This window comes from Streptomyces sp. 5-10, from assembly GCF_014712245.1.
GTDB lineage: Bacteria > Actinomycetota > Actinomycetes > Streptomycetales > Streptomycetaceae > Streptomyces > Streptomyces violaceusniger.
Window position 1 is genome coordinate 1 of record NZ_JACVYG010000050.1, and the last position, 20,703, is coordinate 20,703.

The following is a 20,703-nucleotide window of genomic DNA, read 5'->3' on the forward strand; positions in this document are numbered from 1 at the left end:
CGGGGTCTGGGGCGGAGCCCCAGTTTCGGGGAGGGGTGGGGTGGGGGAAGCATCGATATGCGGCTCCCCGCCGCGTGGCCCGCCGCAGGCGTCACGATCCGCCGGGCACCCCCGGGGCGGAGGCACGAGGCGCGAGCCGGGCCACCTCATCCATCAGCGCCCGCAGCCGAGGCGAGGCGACCAGCTCCTCCAGGGACATCGGGCGCCCCTCGGCGTCGGCGATCGGCAGCCGCCAGTTGGGGTACTGATCCCACGTGCCCGGCAGATTCTGCGGCCTGCGGTCCCCCACCGCGTCCGGCAGCCAGACGCCCACCATCTTCGCCGGGGTGCGCAGCAGAAACCGGTGGACCGCCTTGACCGCCGCCTCCTCGTCGCCCGGCCCCTCCGGCAGCAGCCCGAGCCGCCCCAGCAGCCCCAGCCACTCGGCGACCTCGACCGCGTCCGCCGCCCGCTCCTCGGCGAGGGGACGGCTCAGCAGGCCCAGCCGGTGGCGCAGCTCCACATGGTCGCCGGTGAGCCGGGCGGCCGTGCTCGGCAGATCGTGGGTCGTCACGGTGGCCAGGCAGTCCGCCCGCCACTCCTCCGGCGCCAGCGGCCGGGCCGCGCCCACCCCGTCGTAGTTCCGCTCGAACCACATCACCGAGGTGCCCAGCACCCCCCGCCGCTCCAGCTCCTCCCGTACACCGGGCTCGACCGTCCCCAGGTCCTCCCCTATGACGACCGCCCCGGCCCGGTGCGCCTCCAGGGCGAGCGCGCCGAGCATCGCCTCCGCGTCGTAGCGGACGTAACAGCCCTCGGTCGGCTCCCGCCCCTCCGGCACCCACCACAGCCGGAAGAGGCCCATCACATGGTCGATGCGGAGCGCGCCCGCGTGCCGTAGGAGGCCGCGCAGCAGATCGCGGTAGGGGGCGTAGCCGGTGGCCGCGAGCGCGTCCGGGCGCCACGGTGGCAGGCCCCAGTCCTGGCCCCGCGAGTTGAAGGCGTCCGGGGGCGCGCCGATCGACATGCCGGAGGCGAAGACGTCCTGGAGCGCCCAGGCGTCGGCGCCCGAGGGATGGACCCCGACCGCCAGGTCGTGGACGAGGCCGATGCCCATGCCCGCCTCGCGCGCGGCGCGCTGGGCGGCGGCCAGCTGGGTGTCGGTGAGCCAGGCCAGCCAGCAGTGGAAGTCGGTGCGGTCCAGGTGCTCGGCCCGCGCCCGCGCGGTGCCCGACGAGCGCGGATCGGCCAGGCCGTCGGGCCAGGTGCGCCATTCGGGGCCGTGGATCTCGGCGAGCGCGCACCACAGGGCGTGGTCCTCCAGGGCCTGACCGCGCTCGGCGAGGAAGTCGCAGTAGGCGGCGCGGCGGCCGGGGCTGAGCGGGACCGTCCGCACCAGCTCCAGCGCCTCGCGCTTGAGGGCCCAGACGGCGTCCCGGTCGATGAGGGCGCCCTCGCGCAGGACGGCCGTACGGAGGGCGGCGGCGGCCTCCAGCAGCTGATCGGCCCGCTCACGGGCGCGGCCGCGCAGATGGGCGTATTCGGGCACGTCCTCGATGCGCAGATGGACCGGGTCGGGGAAGCGCCGCGAGGAGGGGCGGTACGGAGAGGGGTCGGTGGGCGCGGCCGGGGTGCCGGGCACGGCGGCGTGCAGCGGGTTGATCTGAACGAAGCCGGCACCGAGCGCCCGCCCGGACCAGGCGGCCAGATCGGCCAGGTCGCCGAGGTCGCCCATGCCCCAGGAGCGTGCGGAGAGCAGTGAGTAGAGCTGCACCAGGAAACCGTGGCTGCGGGCCGGGGGCAACGGCATCCGGTCGGGGGCCACGATGAGGGGGGCGGTGGCGCGGCGGCCGTCGGGGGCCCCGGCGAGCAGGGTGTGGGCGCCGGGCGGCAGCGCGGCGAGCGCGGTAAGGAGGCCATCGGCGGTGGCGCCCTCCGTAAGGACGCCGTCTGTAAGCACTCCGGCCGTAAGGACGCCGTCCGTAAAAACTCCGGCCGTAGGGACGCCATCCGCAAGCACTCCGGCCGTAAGAGCGCCCTCAAAAGCGCTCTCCGTAAGGACGCCGTCCAAGGCGCCGCCCTCGCGGGCGCCCCTCGTCAGGGGGCCATCGGCCCGTAAGGCCCCCGCGGCCGCCCGCCCCCGCGCGTGCGGTGCGCCGTCCTCGAGGCGCACCCGCAGCGCCGTGCCCTCGGGCAGGCTCAAGCGGGGCACCTTGCCGGGGCGCACCACCACACAGGGGGGCAGCAGCCGTTCGCGCCGCCGGCTCTCGTGCCGGTCCAGCGCTTCGGTCACGGATCGGGGGGTCGAGGCGTCCACGCCGAGCGCGGCGAGCACGGCGACGACCGTGTCCTCGGGCACCTGGACGGTGCGGCCCGGGGCCGGGTCGTAGGAGGTGGCGACACCGTGCAGCTCGGCGAGCCGCGCTCTGCCCATCAGTACTCCATCGGCTCGCAGCCCGCGCCCGCGCCGGTGAGGACGGCGGTCGGCTCACTCGTCAGGGGAGGTTCGGCGGCCAGCGGAGGCTCGCTGGTCAGGGGGATGTTGTCGGAGAGGGGAGGCTCGCTGGTGAGGGGCGCCTCGGTGGCGCTTCCGGACCCGAAGCCGTCCAGGCCGCACAGTCCGCAGTCGGGGTCGGAGACCCCGTCGAAGGGATCCGGTTCGCTGGACGCCTCGGGGCCGGGTTTGGACAGGGCGGAAAGCAGGAGTTGAGCTGACGCGGCCACACGGACCTCCGTGGGGTTGTCGGCAGTGGGTCATCCCGAGCCCTACCCACTCCGGAGTGACGCAGACGTAAACGCCCCCCGGACGTGCTGTAGGTCACATCCCCTCTGGGCGGCGATTTCACGGCGGGAAGGGATCGGGGGCACAGAGTTTACGAACAGGACCGCCCTTCATCCGTCAGACTTGCGCCGGGCGTGCCGCGCCCGGCGCGGGCCGCCCGAGGCCGGGCGCCAGGCGCCCGAGGCCCGGCGCACGCGGCAATGCCGACACTTCGGTCGTTCGCGTTGACACCCTCACCGGCCTGGTGGTGGGCTCACGCCTATCGGCGCCACATCTACGGGGACCGGCTATCTGGATCGAGGAGAGGCCCGTGCAGTTCGGGGGGAAGAGGCCCAGGGCAGCGGGCGCGACGGCCATGGCCGCCGCGGTCATCGGAGGGCTGCTCGGCGGTGCCCCGGCGGCCACCGCCGCACCGGTGGACCACGGCGCCCCGGGCGCCACCACACCGGAGCGCGACAGCAGCGAGGGCATACCACCCGTATGGCCGCGCCCCCAGTCGCTGCGGGCGCAGGGGTCGGAGGTGGCCCTGGGGGACGAGGCCACGCTCATAGCCGACGGCGACGCCGATCCGTACGCCCTGGACGCGCTGCGCGGCCTGCTGCACGACGCGGGGGTGCGCACCGTCAACGAGGCCACGCCCGGCGGCAAGGCCCCGGCACGCGGGCTGGTGGTGCATGTCGGCGGCAAGGGCGCGACGAACGCGCTGCGCGCCCTGCGCGCGCCCGAGCGCGGCGACCTCCCCTCCGGCGGCTATCTCCTGGCCACGGGCCCGGTGGACGGGCACCCCACGGTCGCGCTGTCCGGCGTCGGCCCCGACGGGCTCTTCCACGCCGTCCAGACCTTGCGCCAGCTGCTGGTGAAGCGGGAGGGCCGGGGCTCCGCCTTCGCCGGGGTGACCGTACGCGACTGGCCCGCGACGGCCGTAAGGGGGACGACGGAGGGCTTCTACGGCTCCCCGTGGTCGCACCGCGACCGGCTGGCCCAGCTCGACTTCATGGGCCGCACCAAGCAGAACCGCTACCTCTACGCGCCCGGCGACGACACCTACCGGCAGGCGCGCTGGCGCGACCCCTACCCCGCCGAGCGGCGCGAGGAGTTCCGCGAGCTGGCCACGCGTGCCCGGGCCAACCATGTGACCCTCGGCTGGGCGGTCTCCCCGGGCCAGGAGATGTGCTTCTCGTCCTCGAAGGACCTCAGGGCGCTGCTGCGGAAGGTCGACGCCATGTGGGCGCTCGGGGTGCGCTCCTTCCAGCTGCAGTTCCAGGACGTCAGCTACAGCGAGTGGCACTGCGGCGCCGACGCCGACGAGTTCGGCTCCGGCCCGGAGGCCGCCGCCACCGCGCAGGCCAAGGTGGCCAATGCCCTCGCCCGCCACCTGGCCGAGCGCTACCCCGGCTCGGCCCCGCTGTCCCTGATGCCGACCGAGTACTACCAGGACGGCGACACGGATTTCCGGCGCGCGCTGGCCGGGGCGCTCGACCAGCGTGTGGAGGTCGCCTGGACCGGGGTCGGGGTGGTGCCCAGGACCATCACCGGCGGTGAGCTGGCCGGTGCCCGGTCGGCGTTCGGCCACCGCCTGGTCACCATGGACAACTACCCGGTCAACGACTGGGCGCAGGATCGGATCTTCCTCGGCCCGTACACCGGCCGCGACCCCGCGGTGGCCACCCAGTCCGCGGCGCTGCTGGCCAACGCCATGGAGCAGCCGACCGCCTCCCGGATCCCGCTGTTCACCGCCGCCGACTTCGCCTGGAACCCGCGCGGCTACCGCCCCCAGGAGTCCTGGCAGGCGGCCATCGACGACCTCGCCGGGCCCGACGCCAAGACCCGCGCCGCCCTGCGCGCCCTCGCCGGGAACGACGCCTCCTCGGTGCTCGGCGGCGACGAGTCCGCGTATCTGCGCCCGCTCGTCGACGCGTTCTGGACGGCCCAGGGCGGTACGGACGTGGAGCGGCTGGAGCGCTCGGCCGACCGGCTGCGCGAGGCCTTCACGACGATGCGTGACGCCCCCGAGCGGCTCTCCCGCACGCTGGGTGACGATGTGCGGCCCTGGCTCGACCAGCTGAGCCGGTACGGCGACGCGGGGGTGCGGGCCGTGGACATGCTCACCGCCCAGGCGCGCGGCGACGGGGCGGCGGCCTGGAAGGCCCAGCTCGCGGTGGAGGCGCTGCGCGAGAAGATCGGGGACAGCCGGGTCACGGTCGGCAAGGGCGTCCTCGACCCCTTCCTCGCCAAGGCCCTGGTCCGGGCGGACGCCTGGTCGGGCGTGGACCGGACCCCGAAGCTGGGGCTGCGGACCGGCAAGGAGGACCGCGCGGCGGCCGACGGCAAGGCGGCCACCGAGGTGTCCTCGCCCGGCCGCCCGGTCACCGTGCGCTTCGGCCGCAGCCGTCCGCTCTCCTCGGTCTCCGCGCTCACCGCCCGGGTCCAGGACGCCGCACCGGGCACCGTCGAGGCGCATGTGCCCGGTGCGGGCTGGCGCCGCATCGGCACCCTCTCGGGCAGCGGCTTCACCCAGGTCAGGGCGGCGGAGGGGGACAAGGACCTGTCGGCGGACGCGATCCGGCTCAGCTGGCCGGAGGGCACCACCCCGCCGGCCGTGCACGAGATCACGCCCTGGTTCGGCGACACCCCGGACGCCGGGCTCACGCTGTCCCACAAGACGGCGGACGCGCAGATAGGCGGCGACGCGGCCGTCGTCGAGGCCCAGTTGGTCTCCCATCGCCCCGGCGATGTGAACGGCGACCTCACGGTGAAGGCGCCGCGCGGCATCACCGTCCGCGCCCCCGCAGGGGTGACGGCTCCGCGCGGTGGTACGGCGACCGCCCGGCTGGAGATATCGGTGGCCAAGGGCACCAAGCCGGGCAGCTACTCCCTTCCGGTCCGCTTCGGGTCCGAGGAGCGCATGCTGACCATAAGGGCGCATCCGCACACCGGCGGCCCGGACCTGGCCCGCGCGGAGGGCACGAAGGCGACCTCGTCCGGCGATGAGACCGCCGATTTCCCGGCGTCCGCAGCGATCGACGGCAAGGCGGACACCCGCTGGTCCTCCCCGGCCGAGGACGGCGCCTGGCTCCAGCTGGAGCTGGCCCACCCGGCGCGGATCGGCCGCCTGGAGCTGACCTGGCAGGACGCGTACGCCTCCCGCTACCGCGTCCAGGTCTCCAAGGACGGCCGCACCTGGCGGGACGCGGCGACGGTGGCCCATGGGAAGGGCGGCCGGGAGTCGATCGGCATGGACGCCCCGGACACCCGGTTCATCCGCATCCAGGGCGTCGAGCGCGCCACCCGCTTCGGCTACTCCCTCTGGTCGGTCGCCGCCTACGCGGTACGGAAGGACTAACGGCGTCCGACGGATCTTTCCCCTCCCCACCCCTTCCCGCGATATGCGGCTCCGCCGCGTGGCAGGGGCTTCGCCCCGGATCCCGGGTCTGGGGCGAAACCCCGCACGCGGCCGAGCCGCATATCGTCAGGTACCGGGGAGGGGCCGGGAGGGGGCAGCATCGATATGCGGCTCCGCCGCGTGGCCCGCCGCAGGCGTCACAATCCGCCGGACGCGCCCGACGCAGTGCGGAAGGACCAGGCGGCGCAGAAGGACCGGATCCTGTCCGGCGGATCTTCACGGGCCCGTGAAGATCCGCCGGACAGGACCCAGGGGCTCCCGCGGGCAGACACAGTAATGGCCCGGTCTCTCAGGCAGATTTGCCGTCGATCCGGGCCATGGCGTCTTCCGCGCCGTATGCCTGGAGGTATGGCAGCCAGCGCGGGTCCCTATGGCCCGTGCCGATGATCCGCCACGCGAGCCCCGACGGCGGCGCGGGTTGATGGCGCAGCCGCCAGCCGATCTCCGCGACATGGCGGTCCGCCTTGACGTGATTGCAGCGACGGCACGCGGCGACCACGTTCTCCCAGGTGTGCTGCCCGCCACGGCTGCGCGGGATGACGTGATCGACGCTGGTTGCGACGCCACCGCAATAGGCGCACCTGCCGCCGTCGCGGGCGAACAGGGCGCGGCGGGTGAGCGGGACGGGGCCGCGAAAGGGCACCCGCACAAAGCGCTTCAGCCGGACGACGCTGGGTGCGGGGATGACGCGGGTCGCGCTGTGCATCAGGGCGCCTGAGTCCTCGAGACTGACGGCTTTGTCATTGAGGACGAGTACGAGCGCGCGGCGGAGCGGTACGACGCCGAGGGGCTCGTACGACGCGTTGAGGACCAGGACATGCGGCACGGGGGCCTCCTTGTACGCCGGCGGCGCGTGGCTCGCGCCGGGACGATCTCCCCCAGTTTCCCCTGAACCCTGGCCGGAACGCCACTATCACCGGGTTAACGGTTGAGAGGCATTTCCGCGTACCGCACGTATACCCTCCGTACACGGCGGCGACACCGACCGCTTGACCACTGCCCCGTCGGCCTTCCGGCGCCCTCGCTCACGAGGTGCGCGGGGAGCGGGACCACACCGCGAAGTGGCAAGAATCACGGCCCGCTCCGGCTGGTGCCGCCGCACGGCCCCCGGCCGGGGCAGAAGGTGGAATTGCCGCCTCCGGACCCGCTCATATGCGCCCCCTGGCCGCGCTCGCGCGCTCTCGAACACAGGAACGGCGCACCTCGCGCCCGGCTACTGTGTGAGAGGTTGCGCGCGGGCGATCCGTGCGGGCATGTCGCATACGAAGGGTTTCTGCTGTGTTCTGGTCCGCTGCTCTGGCCGCTGACTCGACGCCTCGTCCCACGACTCTCGACGATGCGCAGAAGAGCGCCACGAACGCCGCGGGCTGGGTGGAGGAGAACTGGTCCACCTGGCTCGGCATCGGGTTGCGCATAGCCCTGATCCTGATCATCGCCTTCGTCCTCCGGTCCGTCGTCCGGCGGGCGATCACCAAGCTGATAGAGCGCATGAACCGCACGGCCCAGGCCGTCGACGGCACCGCGCTCGGCGGGCTGCTGGTCAATGTGGAGCGACGGCGCCAGCGCTCCGCGGCGATCGGCTCGGTGCTGCGCTCCGTGGCCTCGTTCCTGATCATGGGCACCGCGGCGCTGATGATCCTCTCCGCGCTGGAGATCAATCTGGCGCCGCTGCTCGCCAGCGCCGGGGTCGCGGGCGTGGCGATCGGTTTCGGCGCCCGCAATCTGGTCACCGACTTCCTCTCCGGTGTCTTCATGATCCTCGAGGACCAGTACGGGGTCGGCGACACGGTCGACGCCGGGGTGGCCTCCGGCGAGGTGATCGAGGTCGGTCTGCGCGTCACCAAGCTGCGCGGGGACAACGGCGAGATCTGGTACGTGCGCAACGGCGAGGTCAAGCGGATCGGCAACCTCAGCCAGGGCTGGGCGACGGCCGCGCTCGACGTCCAGGTCCGGGCCGAGGAGGATCTGGACCAGGTCCGGGCCGTGATCACGCAGGTCGGTGTGGACATGGCCAAGGAGGAGCCGTGGAACGAGCGGCTCTGGGAGCCGATCGAGGTCCTGGGTCTCGACGCCGTCTATCTGGACTCGATGATCGTCCGGGTGTCGGCGCGGACCATGCCCGGCAAGGCGCTCGGCGTCGAGCGTGAGCTGCGCTGGCGGATCAAGAAGGCGCTGAACGAGGCGGGCATCCAGCTCGTCGGCCGGCCCCTGGACCCGGAGCTCCAGACCGACGCCGTCGATGCGGGCGCCGCCGTGGCGGCGCCGTCGGCGCTGGCCAACCCGGACTCGCCGCAGTCGGCGGCGGCCAGCCCGATCGCTCCCGCCGCCGGTCCGGCCACCACCCCCTCCGCGACGGTGCCGCCGCCCACGACGAAGTGACCACGGCGGGCGCGACATGGCTGACGCGGCACGGCTGACGCGGCACGGCGGACATGCCACGGCGGAACATGACGAGGCTCCCGCCCCAGGGAGGGACGGGAGCCCCATGCGAACCGTAAGGCGCTCAGCCCCGGCCGCTCAGCGGCGGTGGTGTCCACCGAACGAGGTGAGGTAGCCGGCCGCGGGCGTGCCCACACCGGTCACGTCGTCATAGCCCACGACCGCGTGGAGCGAGCTGTCCCGGCCGAGGCTGCGCAGCGAGGTCACCAGCCCGTCGGCGTCGTCGTGGCTGTTGACGTAGTCGACCCGGACCACGCCCAGCGAGACACCGGCGCCCAGCGGGTGGTCGGTCACATCGTGGTACGAGGCGGTGCCGTACCGGTCGTACAGCGCGGGGTTGGCGAAGCCGATCGGCTGGCCGCCGCGCGCCTGCTGGGCGAGCGCCTGCACACCGGCGATCACGGGCGCGGCCAGCGAGGTACCGCCGATGCGGTACTCGCCGTACTGGAGCGATCCGTCCGGGAAGGTCTGCGTCTGGCCCACCAGGAAGCCGGTGTTGGGGTCGGCCACGGCCGCGATGTCCGGGGTCACCCGCTGCCTGGCCGGGCCGCCGCCTGCCAGGGCGAGCGCGTCCGGCACCACGCCGCGCTGGTAGAAGGGCTGGGCGACGGTCTTGCTGGTGCCGCCTCCGGCGCCGGAGGTGTACGCGCCGGGCAGCGCGTCCCAGTTGGTGCCGTCGGCCGAGAGGGTGGCCTTGGTGGTGCCCCAGCCGGTCTCCCACTGGTACTTCTCGCCCTTGCCGACGGCCAGGGAGGTGCCGCCGACCGCCGTCACCCATGCCGAGTTGGCCGGGGTGTCGACCTGCTTGGTGCCGGTGGACGCCACGTTGTCGCCGTTGTCACCGGAGGAGAAGTAGAAGCCGATGCCCTCGACCGCGCCCTGCTGGAAGATCTGGTCGTAGGCGGCGGCCACGTCCGGCGTCTCGTTGGCCTCCACATCGCCCCAGGAGTTGGAGACGATGTCGGCCAGCCGGTTGTCGACGACCTTGGCGAGCGAGTCGAGCAGATCGTCGTCGGTGCAGGAGGCTCCGCCGACGTAAGTGATGTCGGCCGCGGGGGCCACCGCGTGCACCGCCTCGACATCAAGGGTCTCCTCGCCGTACCAGCCGCTCGCGTCGCACTCCTCGGTGTACCGGTAGTCGGCCGGCAGCACCTGCGTCAACTGGCCCCTGCGGTAGGCCGCATCGCCGTTGCGCTTGGCGTACTGGGCGGCGTCCGCAGCGATGGTGGGCGAGGCGAAGGCGTCGGTGATGGCCACGGTGACGCCCTTACCGGTGTTGCGGCTCGTGGCGCCGTAGGCGGCGCGCAGCTGCTTGCCGGTGTACCCCTTGATCGCGTACGGCTGCTTGGCGCCGTAGGCCGAGGGCAGGCTCCGGTCGGTCCGGGAGCCGTAATAGGTGGAGAACGGCCCGGCGTTCTTGAAGACCGGCCCGGGGGGCGGAAGGGTCTCGTCGTGCTTGGCCCGCTTGGGCGCGTTGTCCAGGCCGACGACGGTCAGCACGGCGCCGTGGAGCGAGGCGGGCACGGTGGCCGCGTTCGACGGCGCGCGGTAGACCTTGCCGTCCTTGGTGTAGTTGTGCAGCTGGGTGCCGAACGCCCGCTCGGCGGCGGAGACTTCGCCGCTGACCGACAGATAGTGCTGGTTGCCGCCGGTGACAGCGAGCCCGGCGCCCTTCAACCAGGCGCTGACGGCGTCCTTCTGCTGCCGTGTCGGTCCGAAACGTGCCTGGGTCTGCCGGGCCGACAGATATGTGCCGTAGTCCGGCGAGGAGGGGTCGGACACGGCCTTGGCGTAGTCGGCCAGCCCCTTGGCGTCCCGTCCGGCCAGATAGACGCGCGCGGTGACCTTATTGCCGTCATCGGCCGCGCCCCGGTCCGAACGCGCCGTCGCCCAGGCGGGCTTGGTGCCGTTGAGGGTGTCACGGCCATGCGGTGCGGAGTCGGCCTGGGCCGTGGGTATGCCGAGCGCCAGCGCACCGGCCACCAACGGCAGCGCCGCCGCCAGCCCCAGGGCCGTGCGCCTGCCGGAACGGGCCGTGCGTTTTCCGGAACGGGCCGTGCGTTGTCTGGAACGGGCCGTGCGTTGTCTGGAACGGGCCGTGCGCTCCCGGGAAGAAACAGATCTCACCTAGCCCCCTTGCGATTCGAGTCGTCGCATGACAGTGGAGCTGACGATCACAGCCACCCCACCGGAGGCCACTCTTACGGTGACTTGTCCATGCCAGGCACATGGTTGATCCATCTCTTCGCCAAGAACCCGCCAAGGAAAGCCCGCCCATGACCCATTGACGCCGCCCCGGTCCGCCCCCTAGCTTGCTATTCATCAATAGGAAACTTTCTTAACAGAGTGAGACGGGGGCACCACCATGGCCGCATCACCCGGCAGCACTACGCAGGGCGGCACACCCGGGACCCCCCGCGTCCTCCGCGCCATGAACGACCGCGCCGCGCTGGAGCTGCTGGCCGCCCACGGACCGCTCACCCGGACCCGGCTCGGGGAGCTGACCGGGCTGTCCAAGCCCACCGCCTCCCAGCTGCTGACCCGCCTGGAGTCCGTCGGCCTGGTCCGCACCACCGGGAACGTCACCGGACGCCCGGGGCCCAACGCGCAGCTGTACGAGATCGATCCGGCCGCCGCCCATGTGGCCGCGCTCGCCGTGGACCAGGAGGGCATCACCGCCGCCGTCGCCGACATCACCGGCCAGATGGTCGGTGAACACCGGGTGACGGCCCCGGCGACCGACGCGAGCGTGACCAACCGGACCGGGGAGCTGGTCGCCGAGGCGGTGGACGGGGCGCTGGCCGCCGCCGGGCTCGGCCGGGACGACCTGCACTCCACCGTGATCGGCACCCCCGGCGCGCTCGACCCGCGCACCGGGACGCTGCGCTACGCCCCGCATCTGCCCGGCTGGCAGTCCCGCACCCTGCGGGACGACCTGGCCGAGGTGCTGCACACGCCGATCGTCATCGAGAACGACGTCAACCTCGCCGCCATCGCCGAACAGCACCATGGCACCGCCCAGGACTTCGACGACTTCGCGCTGGTCTGGGCCGACGAGGGGGTCGGCGCGGCCATCGTGCTCCACGGCACCCTGCTGCGGGGTGCCACCGGCGGGGCCGGGGAGATCGGCTACATGCCGCTGCCGGGCGCCCCGCTGGCCCGGGGTGGCCCGGACGCCGCCGCCCGGCCGGACGGCGGCGGGGGGTTCCAGAAGCTGGTCGGCTCGCCCGCCGTCGTGGAGCTGGCCCGCGAGCACGGGATCGACGCGCCCACGGCCACCAAGGCGCTCGCCGCCGCGCTGCGCACCCCCGGCCCGGGCGACGAGGTGCTGACCGAGCTGGCCCGCCGGCTGGCCACCGGGCTGGCCTCCGTCGTCGCCGTGGTCGACCCGGAGCTCGTCGTCCTTTCGGGTGAGGTCGCGCAGGCCGGCGGGGAGCGGCTGCGGCAGCTGGTCGAGGCCGAGATGACCGGTCTCGCGCTGCCCCGGCCGCAGCTGCGGATCAGTGAGATCGAGGGGGATCCGATTCTCATCGGCGCGCTGCGGACGGCGGTCGCCGATGCCCGTCAGACCGTTTTCGACACCGCCCGGTTCGACGCCTGAGTCACCGGGCGCCGCTCCACCACCCCGTACGTCCCCCCTTCCCCGCTTTCCCCTCTTCTCCTCCGTCCCCTCTTCCCCGCTGTCCGTTCTCCCTCCTGCCCGTTCTCCCTCCTGCCCGTTCTCCCCATCCGTCCGTTGTCCGGCGCCCCGCACCGCCGCTTCCCCTGCCGTCCCCCTGTACCGCAGTAAAGGAAGTCTCCCCATGGCACGAAAACTGGCCGCTCTCGCCGCAGCGCTGAGCGCCGGCGCCCTGCTCCTCACGGGCTGCGCCAATCCCAGTACCGGCAGCGCCGAGGACGATCCGACCAAACCCGTCACGCTGAAGTTCTGGCACGGCTGGTCGGAGGACAGCGAGGTCAAGGCGATTGATGCCAGCATCGCCCGGTTCGAGAAGCTCCACCCCAATATCAAGGTGAAGGCCACCGGGAATGTCACCGACGCCACCGTGAACCAGACACTGCGGGCGGGCGGCGGCGACGCCCCCGATGTCGTCTCCTCCTTCACCACCAAGAATGTGGGGCAGTACTGCTCCTCCGGGATGTGGGTGGACCTCGATCCGTTCATGAAGAAGACCGGTCTTGACAAGGCCAAGGTCTTCCCGAAAACGCTGCTGGACTACACGAGCTACCAGGGCGACCAGTGCGCCCTCCCGCTACTCGCCGACGCGTACGGCATGTACTACAACAAGGACGCCTTCGCCGAGGCGGGCATCAAGCGGCCGCCCCGCACCATGTCGGAGCTGCGGCGCGACGCGGTCAAGCTGACCAAACGCACCAAGGGCGGCGGCTATGAGCGAGTCGGCTTCATGCCCAATTTCCGGCTCTACCAGAACAGCCCGGACCGGTTCCTCGCCCAATGGGGCCCCACGTACTTCGACAAGGACGGCAAGGCGCGGCTGGCGAAGGGGAAGGCGGTCAAGGAGTTCTACGCCACCACCAGGGAGCTGGTCCGGAGCCAGGGCGGCTATGGCCCGCTGGAGACGTTCCGCACTTCCTTCGGCGATGAGATGTCGTCCCAGAACGCCTTTCTCACCGGAAAGCTCGCGATGCACATGGACGGCGAATGGCGCGGGCTCTTCATGAAGGGCGCGAAGTTCAAGTGGGGCACCGCCCCGCTGCCGGTGCCCGACGACCGGCCCGAGACCTATGGCCGGGGCTATCTCACCGGCACGGTGGTCGGCATCGCGCACAGCAGCACCCACCAGAACGCCGCGTGGGAGCTGGTGAAGTTCCTGACCGCCAACACCGATCAGGTGGTCGCCTTCGCCAACGCCATTCACAATGTGCCGTCCACCAAGGCGGCGCTCACCTCCCCGAAGCTGGACTCGGATCCCACCTTCCGGGCCTTCCTCGATATCGCGCAGAACCGCTACAGCACCGCCCTGCCGCCCTCGATCAACGGCGGTCAGTACGTCACCTCGCTTCAGGACTTCTCCTACGGCGTCGAGGCGGGCAAGGTGCACGATCTGGACGCGGGGCTACGAAAACTCGATGACGAGATAGACGCCGACAATCTCCAGGCACAGAACTGACGGAGCGCGACATGGCCACCTTGACGAACGCCCCCGCCCTGCGCCGTAAAGCGCGGCGCGAGCGGCTGCGCACCCTCGGTTTTCTCTCCCCCTGGCTGGTCGGCTTCACCGTCTTCTTCGGCTATCCGCTGATCGCCACCGTCTACTTCTCCTTCATGCACTACAACCAGATCAAAGCCCCGACCTTCGTGGGACTGCGCAACTGGCGTTATGTGCTGGAGCAGATGCCGCTGTTCGGACCGGCCCTGTGGAACACGCTCTGGCTGGTCGTGGTCATGGTGGCGCTGCGGGTCGTCTTCGGCCTGGGCATCGGACTGCTGGCCACCAAGGTGAAGTCCGGGGTGGGATTCTTCCGCACCGCCTTCTACCTGCCGTATCTCGCCCCTCCGGTGGCGGCCACCGTCGCCTTCGTCTTTCTGCTGAATCCCGGTACCGGCCCGGTGAACGACATCCTCGGCAGCATCGGGATCCACGCCCCGAACTGGTTCAACGACCCGGCCTGGGCCAAGCCGTCCCTCGTCCTGCTCTCCCTGTGGGGCATCGGGGATCTCATGGTCATCTTCATGGCGGCCCTGCTGGACGTCCCCAAGGAGCAGTACGAGGCCGCCGAACTGGACGGCGCCGGGGCGTTCCACAAGTTCCGCTATGTGACCTGGCCGTCGATCACGCCGATCGTGATGTTCGCGGTCGTGACGGGCGTCGTCCAGACCATGCAGTACTACACCCAGGCGCTGGTCGCCGGAAAGCTCGCCTCCGGGGTCAGCGTCGGGCCCGGAACGGTCATCCAGCCCGGCTACCCCGACCATTCCACGCTCACCGTGCCGCAGCTCGTCTACTCGCTCGGCTTCCAGAACTTCAACACCGGGGCCGCCTGCGTGCTCTCGCTCGTGCTGTTCGCGATCGCGATGGCCGTGACGACGCTGCTGATGCGCAGGCGTACCGGACTGCTGTCGGCCGATGACTGAGCCGAGGACTGAGAGGAACGATCCCTCATGACCGCCACCACCACCCTCTCGGCGCCGTCCGCGCCGGCACGCCCCGCCGCCGGCCGCTCCCCCGCCCCCGCCGCCCGCCGCCGCGCCGCGCTGCACTGGATCGCCGTGCACACGGTCGCCATCGCCGCCGCGCTCTTCTTCATCCTGCCGTTCGTCTTCGTCTTCCTGACCTCGGTGATGAGCGACGACCAGGCGCTGAGCGGCGACCTGTGGCCCACCGAATGGAACTGGTCGAATTACGTCGATGTCTTCAACACCCCGGGCTTCCTGGACTGGTGGCGCAATTCGCTGATGTACGCCGGGCTCGGCACCCTCTTCACCGTCTGTTCCTCCATTCCGGTGGCCTACGCCCTCGCCAAATTCCGCTTCCGCGGCCGCCGCACCGCCATGATGCTGGTCATCTCCACGATGATGCTGCCGCCGCAGGTGATCGTGATACCGATGTATCTGGTCTGGGCCCAGCAGCTGCATCTGTCGGGTTCGCTGTGGCCGCTGATCATCCCGATGGCTTTCGGCGACGCGTACTCCATCTTCCTGCTGCGCCAGTTCCTGCTGACGATTCCCCGGGAGTACCTGGAGTCGGCGAAGGTGGACGGCAGCGGGGAATTCGGCACGCTGCTGCGCATCGTGATCCCGATGGCCAAACCGGGGATCGCGGCCGTCGCGCTGTTCCAGTTCTTCTACTGCTGGAACGACTACTTCGGCCCGCAGATCTACGCCTCGCAGAATCCGGGCGCCTGGACGCTCAGTTATGGCCTGGAGAGCTTCAAGAGCGCGCACAGCGTCAACTGGAATCTGACGATGGCCGCGACCCTGCTCGTCATGGCCCCCGTCATCATCGTCTTCTTCTTCGCTCAGAAAGCCTTCGTCGAAGGCGTCACACTGACAGGAGTCAAGGGTTGAAGCTCGCAGTCGTGGGGGGTGGGTCCACCTACACCCCCGAACTCATCGACGGATTCGCCCGGTTGCGGGACGTTCTCCCGCTGGAGGAACTTGTCCTGGTCGACCCGGCGGCCGACCGGCTGGAGCTGGTCGGCGGGCTGGCACGAAGGATCTTCGCCAAGCAGGGCCACCCGGGCACCATCTCCTGGACCGACGACCTGGACGCGGGCGTGGACGGCGCGGACGCGGTCCTGCTCCAGCTGCGCGTCGGCGGCCAGGCCGCGCGGAACCAGGACGAGACCTGGCCGTTGGAGTGCGGCTGCGTCGGGCAGGAGACCACCGGCGCGGGCGGGCTGGCCAAGGCGCTGCGCACCGTTCCGGTGGTGCTGGACATCGCCGAGCGGGTGCGCCGCCGCAACCCCGACGCCTGGATCGTGGACTTCACCAACCCGGTCGGGATCGTGACCCGGGCGCTGCTCACGGCCGGGCACCGGGCGGTCGGCCTGTGCAATGTGGCCATCGGCTTCCAGCGGAAGTTCGCCAAGCTGCTGGGCGTGGACCCCGGCGAGGTGACGCTGGAGCACGTCGGCCTCAACCACCTCACCTGGGAGCGCGCGGTGCGCGTCGGCGGCACCGACGGTGAGGACGTGCTGCCCAAGCTGCTCGCGGAGCACGGCGAGGCGATCGCCGAGGACCTGCGGATGCCGCGCACGCTGGTGAGCCGGCTCGGCGTCGTCCCCTCCTACTATCTGCGCTACTACTACCAGCACGACGCGGTGGTGCGGGAGCTGCGCAGCAAGCCGTCCCGGGCGGCGGAGGTCGCGGCGATCGAGCGGGAGCTGCTGGAGATGTACGGCGATCCGGCGCTGGACGAGAAGCCCGAGCTGCTCGGCAAGCGCGGCGGGGCGTTCTATTCGGAGGCGGCGGTCGATCTGACCTCGTCCCTGCTGGGCGACACCGGCGAGGTGCGGATCGTCAATACGTTCAACGAGGGCACGCTGCCCTTCCTGCCGGACGACGCGGTGATCGAGGTCCCGGCGGCCGTCAACGCACAGGGCGCGAAGCCACTGCCCGTGCGCCCCCTCGAGCCCCTGTTCGCCGGTCTGGTCGCGAATGTCACCGCGTACGAACGCCTGGCGCTGGAGGCGGCGTTGAAGGGCGGCCGGGAGCGGGTCTTCCAGGCGCTGCTCTCCCACCCCCTCATCGGCCAGATCGAATACGCCGAGAAGCTGACCGACGACCTCATCGCGCACAACCGGGAGCATCTGGCGTGGGCCTGACCCAGTCCGTATCGACCCCCTCTCCTTCCCCTTCGTCCGCTTCCCCCTCGTCCGCTGCCCCGCCGGACGGGTCGGTCCTGGCGATCGACGCGGGCAACAGCAAGACGGACGTGGCACTCATCGGCCCGGACGGCTCCGTCCTCGGCGCGGCCCGCGGCGGCGGCTTCCGGCCGCCCGTCGTGGGCGCCGAGCGCGCCGTCGGCTCGCTCGCGCCCCTGGTGGAGGAGGTGGCGCGGCAGGCGGGCCGGTCCGGGGCGGCGGGCGCGGGGCATGTCTCGGCGTGTCTGGCCAACGTCGATCTGCCCAGCGAGGAGGAGGAGTTGACGGGCGTCCTGGCCGAGCGCGGCTGGGGCGCCACCGTCACGGTCGCCAATGACACCTTCGCCCTGCTGCGGGCCGGGGTCGGGGACGACGGCGAGCCGACCGGCGTCTCCGTGGTCTGCGGCGCCGGCATCAACTGCGCCGGGATCGGTCACGGCGGCCGGGTGGCCCGCTTCCCCGCGATCGGCCGGATCTCCGGCGACTGGGGCGGCGGGGGCTATCTGTCGGAGGAGGCGCTGTGGTGGGGGGCGCGCGCGGAGGACGGCCGCGGCGAGCCGACCGAGCTGGCCCGCGCCCTGCCCGCGCACTTCGGCCTGACCACCATGTACGAGCTGATCGAGGCGCTGCATCTGGGCCGTCTGGAGCCGGGGCGGCGGCATGAGCTGACGCCGGTGCTGTTCGCGGTGGCCGGGGCCGGCGACGGGATCGCGCGGGCGATCGTCGAGCGCCAGGCGGAGGAAGTGGTGACCATGGCGGTGGTCGCCCTCGGCCGGCTCGACCTGCTGGGCGAGGAGACCCCGGTGGTGCTGGGCGGCGGGGTGCTCGCGGCCCGCCATCCGCTGCTGGACGACCGGATCCGCGAACTGCTCGCGGAGCGCGCCCCGAAGGCCGAGCCGCGGGTGGTCACCGCGCCGCCGGTGCTCGGCGCCGCGCTGCTGGGCCTGGACCGCACCGGCGCGCCGGAATCGGCGTACGCCCGGCTGCGCGCGCACTACGCCCCGGCCGATGGCACGGAAAGTGGAACCGAAAGTCCTTCCGAAGCGTAATGAAAAGGGGAGGGAAGATCGCGATCCGAACAAGATCCAGGCTCGACCGGTGACCTCTCCTGGCGCCGCGGTCCATACTGCTGCGACACCGACCGCGACACCAACCAGGAATCCGGGCCAAGGGGGAGGTCTTGTGTCATACCCGCCGACCACCGGCAGAGCCGCACCGCCGCCCGCGCCCGCGGCCCCGCCGCGGACCGCGTGGGCCGAGGGGCTCGACCGGGCGCGGGCGGCGGCGACGACCGAGCCCGGCCGGCTGCGCGTCATCGGAGCGGTGCTGGCCGCGCTGGTGGTCGCGTTCGGCGCCGTCACGGCCTGGCAGGTCTCCGACCGGCAGACCGCGGCGGACGCCGTGGCCGAGCGCAGCCAGCCGCTGAGCGCCGACGCGGCGCAGATCTACCGCTCGCTCGCCGACGCGGACACCACCGCCACCGGTGGCTTCCTGGCGGGCGGCCAGGAGCCTCCCCAGGTCCGGCAGCGGTTCGTGCGGGACATCGACACCGCGTCCAAGCTGCTGGTGCGGGCCGCGGCCAATACGGAGGGCTCGTCCTCCGCCCGCGACGAGATACGGAAGATCAATCAGCTGCTGCCGGTCTACACCGGACTGATCGACTCCGCGCGCGCCAACAACCGCCAGGGACTGCCGCTGGGCGGCGCGTATCTGCGCTATGCCAACGACACCATGCGCGACAAGCTGCTGCCCGCCGCGGGCAGGCTCTACCAGGCGGAGACCGCCCGGCTCGGGGAGGACTACGAGGACGCCGAGGCATGGCCGTGGGTGGCGATCGCCACCGGCCTGGTCGCCCTGGGCGCGCTGGGCTGGGCCCAGCGCCGTGAGTTCCACCGGACCAACCGGGTGCTCAACCGCGGTCTGCTCACCGCCACGGCCGCCTCCACGGTGGTGATGCTGTGGCTGGTGGTCGGCCACGCGGTCGCCAGCACCCAGCTCAGCGACTCCAACGACCACGGGGCGAAGTCCCTCCAGGTGCTCAACGAGGCGCGGATCGACTCCCTGCGGGCCCGCGCCGACGAGAACCTGACCCTGGTGGCGCGCGGCGCGGTCGTCGTCGACGAGGACGGTGCCAACAAGGGCAAGGACGCCTACGACGTCAGCTATGTCTCCCGGATGTCCGCGCTCGTGGGCAAGGCGTCCGGCGGCCGTCCCTCGGACGGCAGCCTGCTGGACAAGGCGCGCGCCCTCGCGGACGACGACGAGGGCCGTGAGCCGGTGGAGAAGGCCGGCGACCGGATCCGCGAGTGGCAGGTGCGGCACAAGGCCGCCCGCACCGCCGACGACGCGGGCGACTACAGGAAGGCGCTGGCGAAGGTCATAGGCGCCAAGGACAGCACCGGCGAGTCCTTCGACGCGGTGGACAGCCAGCTGGCCAAGGCCCTCGACCACGAGCAGCGGGAGTTCCAGCAGGCCGCCGACGACGGACGCGGCGCGTTCACCGCCATGGCGCTGGGCGCCGGGGTGCTGGCCGTGCTGGGAGCCGCAGGAGCGGTGCTGGGCATAGGCCGCAGACTGTCGGAGTACCGATGAGGACGATGGGGGGCGGAAGCATGCGATCGCTGCGATCGGCCGCCGCGGTGACGGTATGCGCCCTGGGCGTGGCCACGGCCATCGCGGTCCCGGCGATGGTGGACGACGGCGGGGACGGCGATGGCAAGGGCGGTGCACGGCAGCCGCATACGGTGCGGACCGGCGCCGAGGCCGCGGCGGCGGACAGCTGCCGCGATCCCGAGGCGAGCCTGCGCCCGTCCAGCGCGAGCGGCCCGGCCATCAAGCGGATCAAGAACCGTGAGGTCAACGGGCACAAGCTCAACAAGCTGATCGCCGGCGTGGACCAGAACAGCTACCGCTGGGGATACCGCGATCCGGCCACCGGCGACCTCACCGGCTTCGATATCGACCTGGTGCACGCCATCGCCGAGGACATCTTCGGCGATCCGGACGCGGTCATCTTCCGCACCATACCCACCAGTCAGCGGATCAAGGCCCTCCAGCAGGGCAAGGTCGACGTCGTGGTGCGCACCATGACCATCAACTGCGACCGGATCAAGGACGTGGCGTTCTCCACCGCGTACTTCCAGGCCGGGCAGCAGGTGCTGGTCCCCGACGACTCGTCCATCACCGGCTACAACAAGACCCTGCGCGGCAAGAAGGTGTGCACCGCACAGGGTTCCACCGCCGAGGCCGAGCTGGACAAGCCGGACACCGGGGCCGAGCATCTGGGCGCGATCAAGGTGAAGCCCGTGCCCAACCAGCTGGACTGCCTGGTCAGACTGCAGCTCGGCCAGGTGGACGCGGTGATCACCGACAATGCGCTGGCGGCCGGGCAGGCGGCCCAGGACCCCTCCGTCAAGCTGGTCGGCTCGCGATTCACCGATGAGTTCTACGGCGTGGCGATGAACAAGAACGACGACGACCTGGTACGCCGGGTCAACAAGGTTCTGGAGAACTACCGCCAGGGCGGGGCAGGCAGCCCCTGGATGCGGGCCTACCAGAAGTGGCTCGCCAAGGACTTCAGCACGGCACAGGAGAACCCGACGCCGCCCGCCCCCATGTACAGGGACTAGCACGGCCAAGGACCAGCGCGCACGAGGACCCGGCGCGCACGAGCACGACGAACCCGGACACATCGGGTACGAGCAAGGATCACGGACCGGCAAGGATTAGCACCCGCCTCACACGCGTAGGGATGACGCAGCAGACGGATCAC

At 71.7% G+C, this 20,703-nt stretch carries 14 protein-coding genes; 10 read left to right on the top strand and 4 right to left on the bottom strand.

The features are described 5' to 3' along the window. Positions 1–91: 91 nt before the first annotated feature. Positions 92–2,413 carry a 4-alpha-glucanotransferase gene (gene malQ / locus IEJ02_RS37655; RefSeq protein ID WP_191068908.1) on the bottom strand — a complete coding sequence of 774 codons (2,322 nt, stop codon included), beginning with the start codon at positions 2,411–2,413 and terminating at the stop codon, positions 92–94. After that, the gene (locus tag IEJ02_RS37660) at positions 2,413–2,703 is read right to left on the bottom strand and encodes a hypothetical protein (protein WP_137977975.1); all 291 of its coding nucleotides are present in this window, start codon (positions 2,701–2,703) and stop codon (positions 2,413–2,415) included. Before IEJ02_RS37660 ends, malQ begins: the two co-directional genes overlap by 1 nt. Before the next feature lie 413 nt (positions 2,704–3,116). On the opposite strand from IEJ02_RS37660, the gene IEJ02_RS37665 reads away from it, so the two are divergent. Next, a complete protein-coding gene (locus IEJ02_RS37665) occupies positions 3,117–6,104 on the top strand; it encodes a glycoside hydrolase family 84 protein (protein ID WP_191068951.1) in 2,988 nt (995 codons plus the stop codon). A gap of 349 nt (positions 6,105–6,453) precedes the next feature. Here IEJ02_RS37665 and IEJ02_RS37670 read toward each other — a convergent pair whose 3' ends face one another. Then, entirely contained in the window at positions 6,454–6,990 is a 537-nt protein-coding gene (locus tag IEJ02_RS37670; protein WP_137977977.1) for an HNH endonuclease, read from the bottom strand. Between the two features lie 452 nt (positions 6,991–7,442). On the opposite strand from IEJ02_RS37670, the gene IEJ02_RS37675 reads away from it, so the two are divergent. Next, a complete protein-coding gene (locus tag IEJ02_RS37675; RefSeq protein ID WP_191068909.1) occupies positions 7,443–8,543 on the top strand; it encodes a mechanosensitive ion channel family protein in 1,101 nt (366 codons plus the stop codon). 138 nt (positions 8,544–8,681) lie between these two features. Here the strand turns inward: IEJ02_RS37675 and IEJ02_RS37680 are convergent, their stop codons facing one another. After that, positions 8,682–10,607 (bottom strand): S53 family peptidase, encoded by a 1,926-nt coding sequence (locus tag IEJ02_RS37680; RefSeq protein WP_370467184.1) that lies wholly within the window; start codon positions 10,605–10,607, stop codon positions 8,682–8,684. Between the two features lie 361 nt (positions 10,608–10,968). Here IEJ02_RS37680 and IEJ02_RS37685 point away from each other — a divergent pair, with 361 nt between their 5' ends. The 8 genes from IEJ02_RS37685 to IEJ02_RS37720 all read left to right on the top strand — a co-directional run bounded on the left by IEJ02_RS37685 (position 10,969) and on the right by IEJ02_RS37720 (position 20,560). Next, on the top strand, positions 10,969–12,204 hold the full coding sequence (locus IEJ02_RS37685) for an ROK family transcriptional regulator (protein WP_191068910.1): 1,236 nt from the start codon (positions 10,969–10,971) through the stop codon (positions 12,202–12,204). Between the two features lie 202 nt (positions 12,205–12,406). Further along, on the top strand, positions 12,407–13,735 hold the full coding sequence (locus IEJ02_RS37690) for an ABC transporter substrate-binding protein (protein ID WP_191068911.1): 1,329 nt from the start codon (positions 12,407–12,409) through the stop codon (positions 13,733–13,735). An 11-nt stretch (positions 13,736–13,746) separates the two neighbouring features. After that, complete coding sequence (locus tag IEJ02_RS37695; protein ID WP_191068912.1) at positions 13,747–14,700, top strand: carbohydrate ABC transporter permease; 954 nt, start codon at positions 13,747–13,749, stop codon at positions 14,698–14,700. Between the two features lie 27 nt (positions 14,701–14,727). Continuing rightward, positions 14,728–15,633 (top strand): carbohydrate ABC transporter permease, encoded by a 906-nt coding sequence (locus IEJ02_RS37700; RefSeq protein WP_137977981.1) that lies wholly within the window; start codon positions 14,728–14,730, stop codon positions 15,631–15,633. Further along, complete coding sequence (locus IEJ02_RS37705) at positions 15,630–16,892, top strand: 6-phospho-beta-glucosidase (protein WP_191068913.1); 1,263 nt, start codon at positions 15,630–15,632, stop codon at positions 16,890–16,892. Before IEJ02_RS37700 ends, IEJ02_RS37705 begins: the two co-directional genes overlap by 4 nt. Positions 16,893–16,969: 77 nt before the next feature. Continuing rightward, complete coding sequence (locus tag IEJ02_RS37710) at positions 16,970–17,980, top strand: N-acetylglucosamine kinase (RefSeq protein WP_191068953.1); 1,011 nt, start codon at positions 16,970–16,972, stop codon at positions 17,978–17,980. Positions 17,981–18,113: 133 nt separating this feature from the next. After that, complete coding sequence (locus IEJ02_RS37715; protein WP_191068914.1) at positions 18,114–19,523, top strand: GlnX family signal transduction membrane protein; 1,410 nt, start codon at positions 18,114–18,116, stop codon at positions 19,521–19,523. Further along, positions 19,520–20,560, top strand: coding sequence for a glutamate ABC transporter substrate-binding protein (locus IEJ02_RS37720; protein WP_191068915.1), 1,041 nt, complete (start codon positions 19,520–19,522; stop codon positions 20,558–20,560). The genes IEJ02_RS37715 and IEJ02_RS37720 overlap by 4 nt, the downstream gene beginning before the upstream one ends. Positions 20,561–20,703: the final 143 nt, after the last annotated feature.

What these genes read in the sequence shown, in the direction of transcription:
- IEJ02_RS37700 (WP_137977981.1), top strand. Translation starts at nt 14,728, where the DNA reads ATGACCGCCACCACCACCCTCTCGGCGCCGTCCGCGCCGGCACGCCCC.
- IEJ02_RS37690 (WP_191068911.1), top strand. Translation starts at nt 12,407, where the DNA reads ATGGCACGAAAACTGGCCGCTCTCGCCGCAGCGCTGAGCGCCGGCGCC.
- malQ (WP_191068908.1), bottom strand. Translation starts at nt 2,413, where the DNA reads ATGGGCAGAGCGCGGCTCGCCGAGCTGCACGGTGTCGCCACCTCCTAC.
- IEJ02_RS37665 (WP_191068951.1), top strand. Translation starts at nt 3,117, where the DNA reads ATGGCCGCCGCGGTCATCGGAGGGCTGCTCGGCGGTGCCCCGGCGGCC.
- IEJ02_RS37720 (WP_191068915.1), top strand. Translation starts at nt 19,520, where the DNA reads ATGAGGACGATGGGGGGCGGAAGCATGCGATCGCTGCGATCGGCCGCC.
- IEJ02_RS37695 (WP_191068912.1), top strand. Translation starts at nt 13,747, where the DNA reads ATGGCCACCTTGACGAACGCCCCCGCCCTGCGCCGTAAAGCGCGGCGC.
- IEJ02_RS37685 (WP_191068910.1), top strand. Translation starts at nt 10,969, where the DNA reads ATGGCCGCATCACCCGGCAGCACTACGCAGGGCGGCACACCCGGGACC.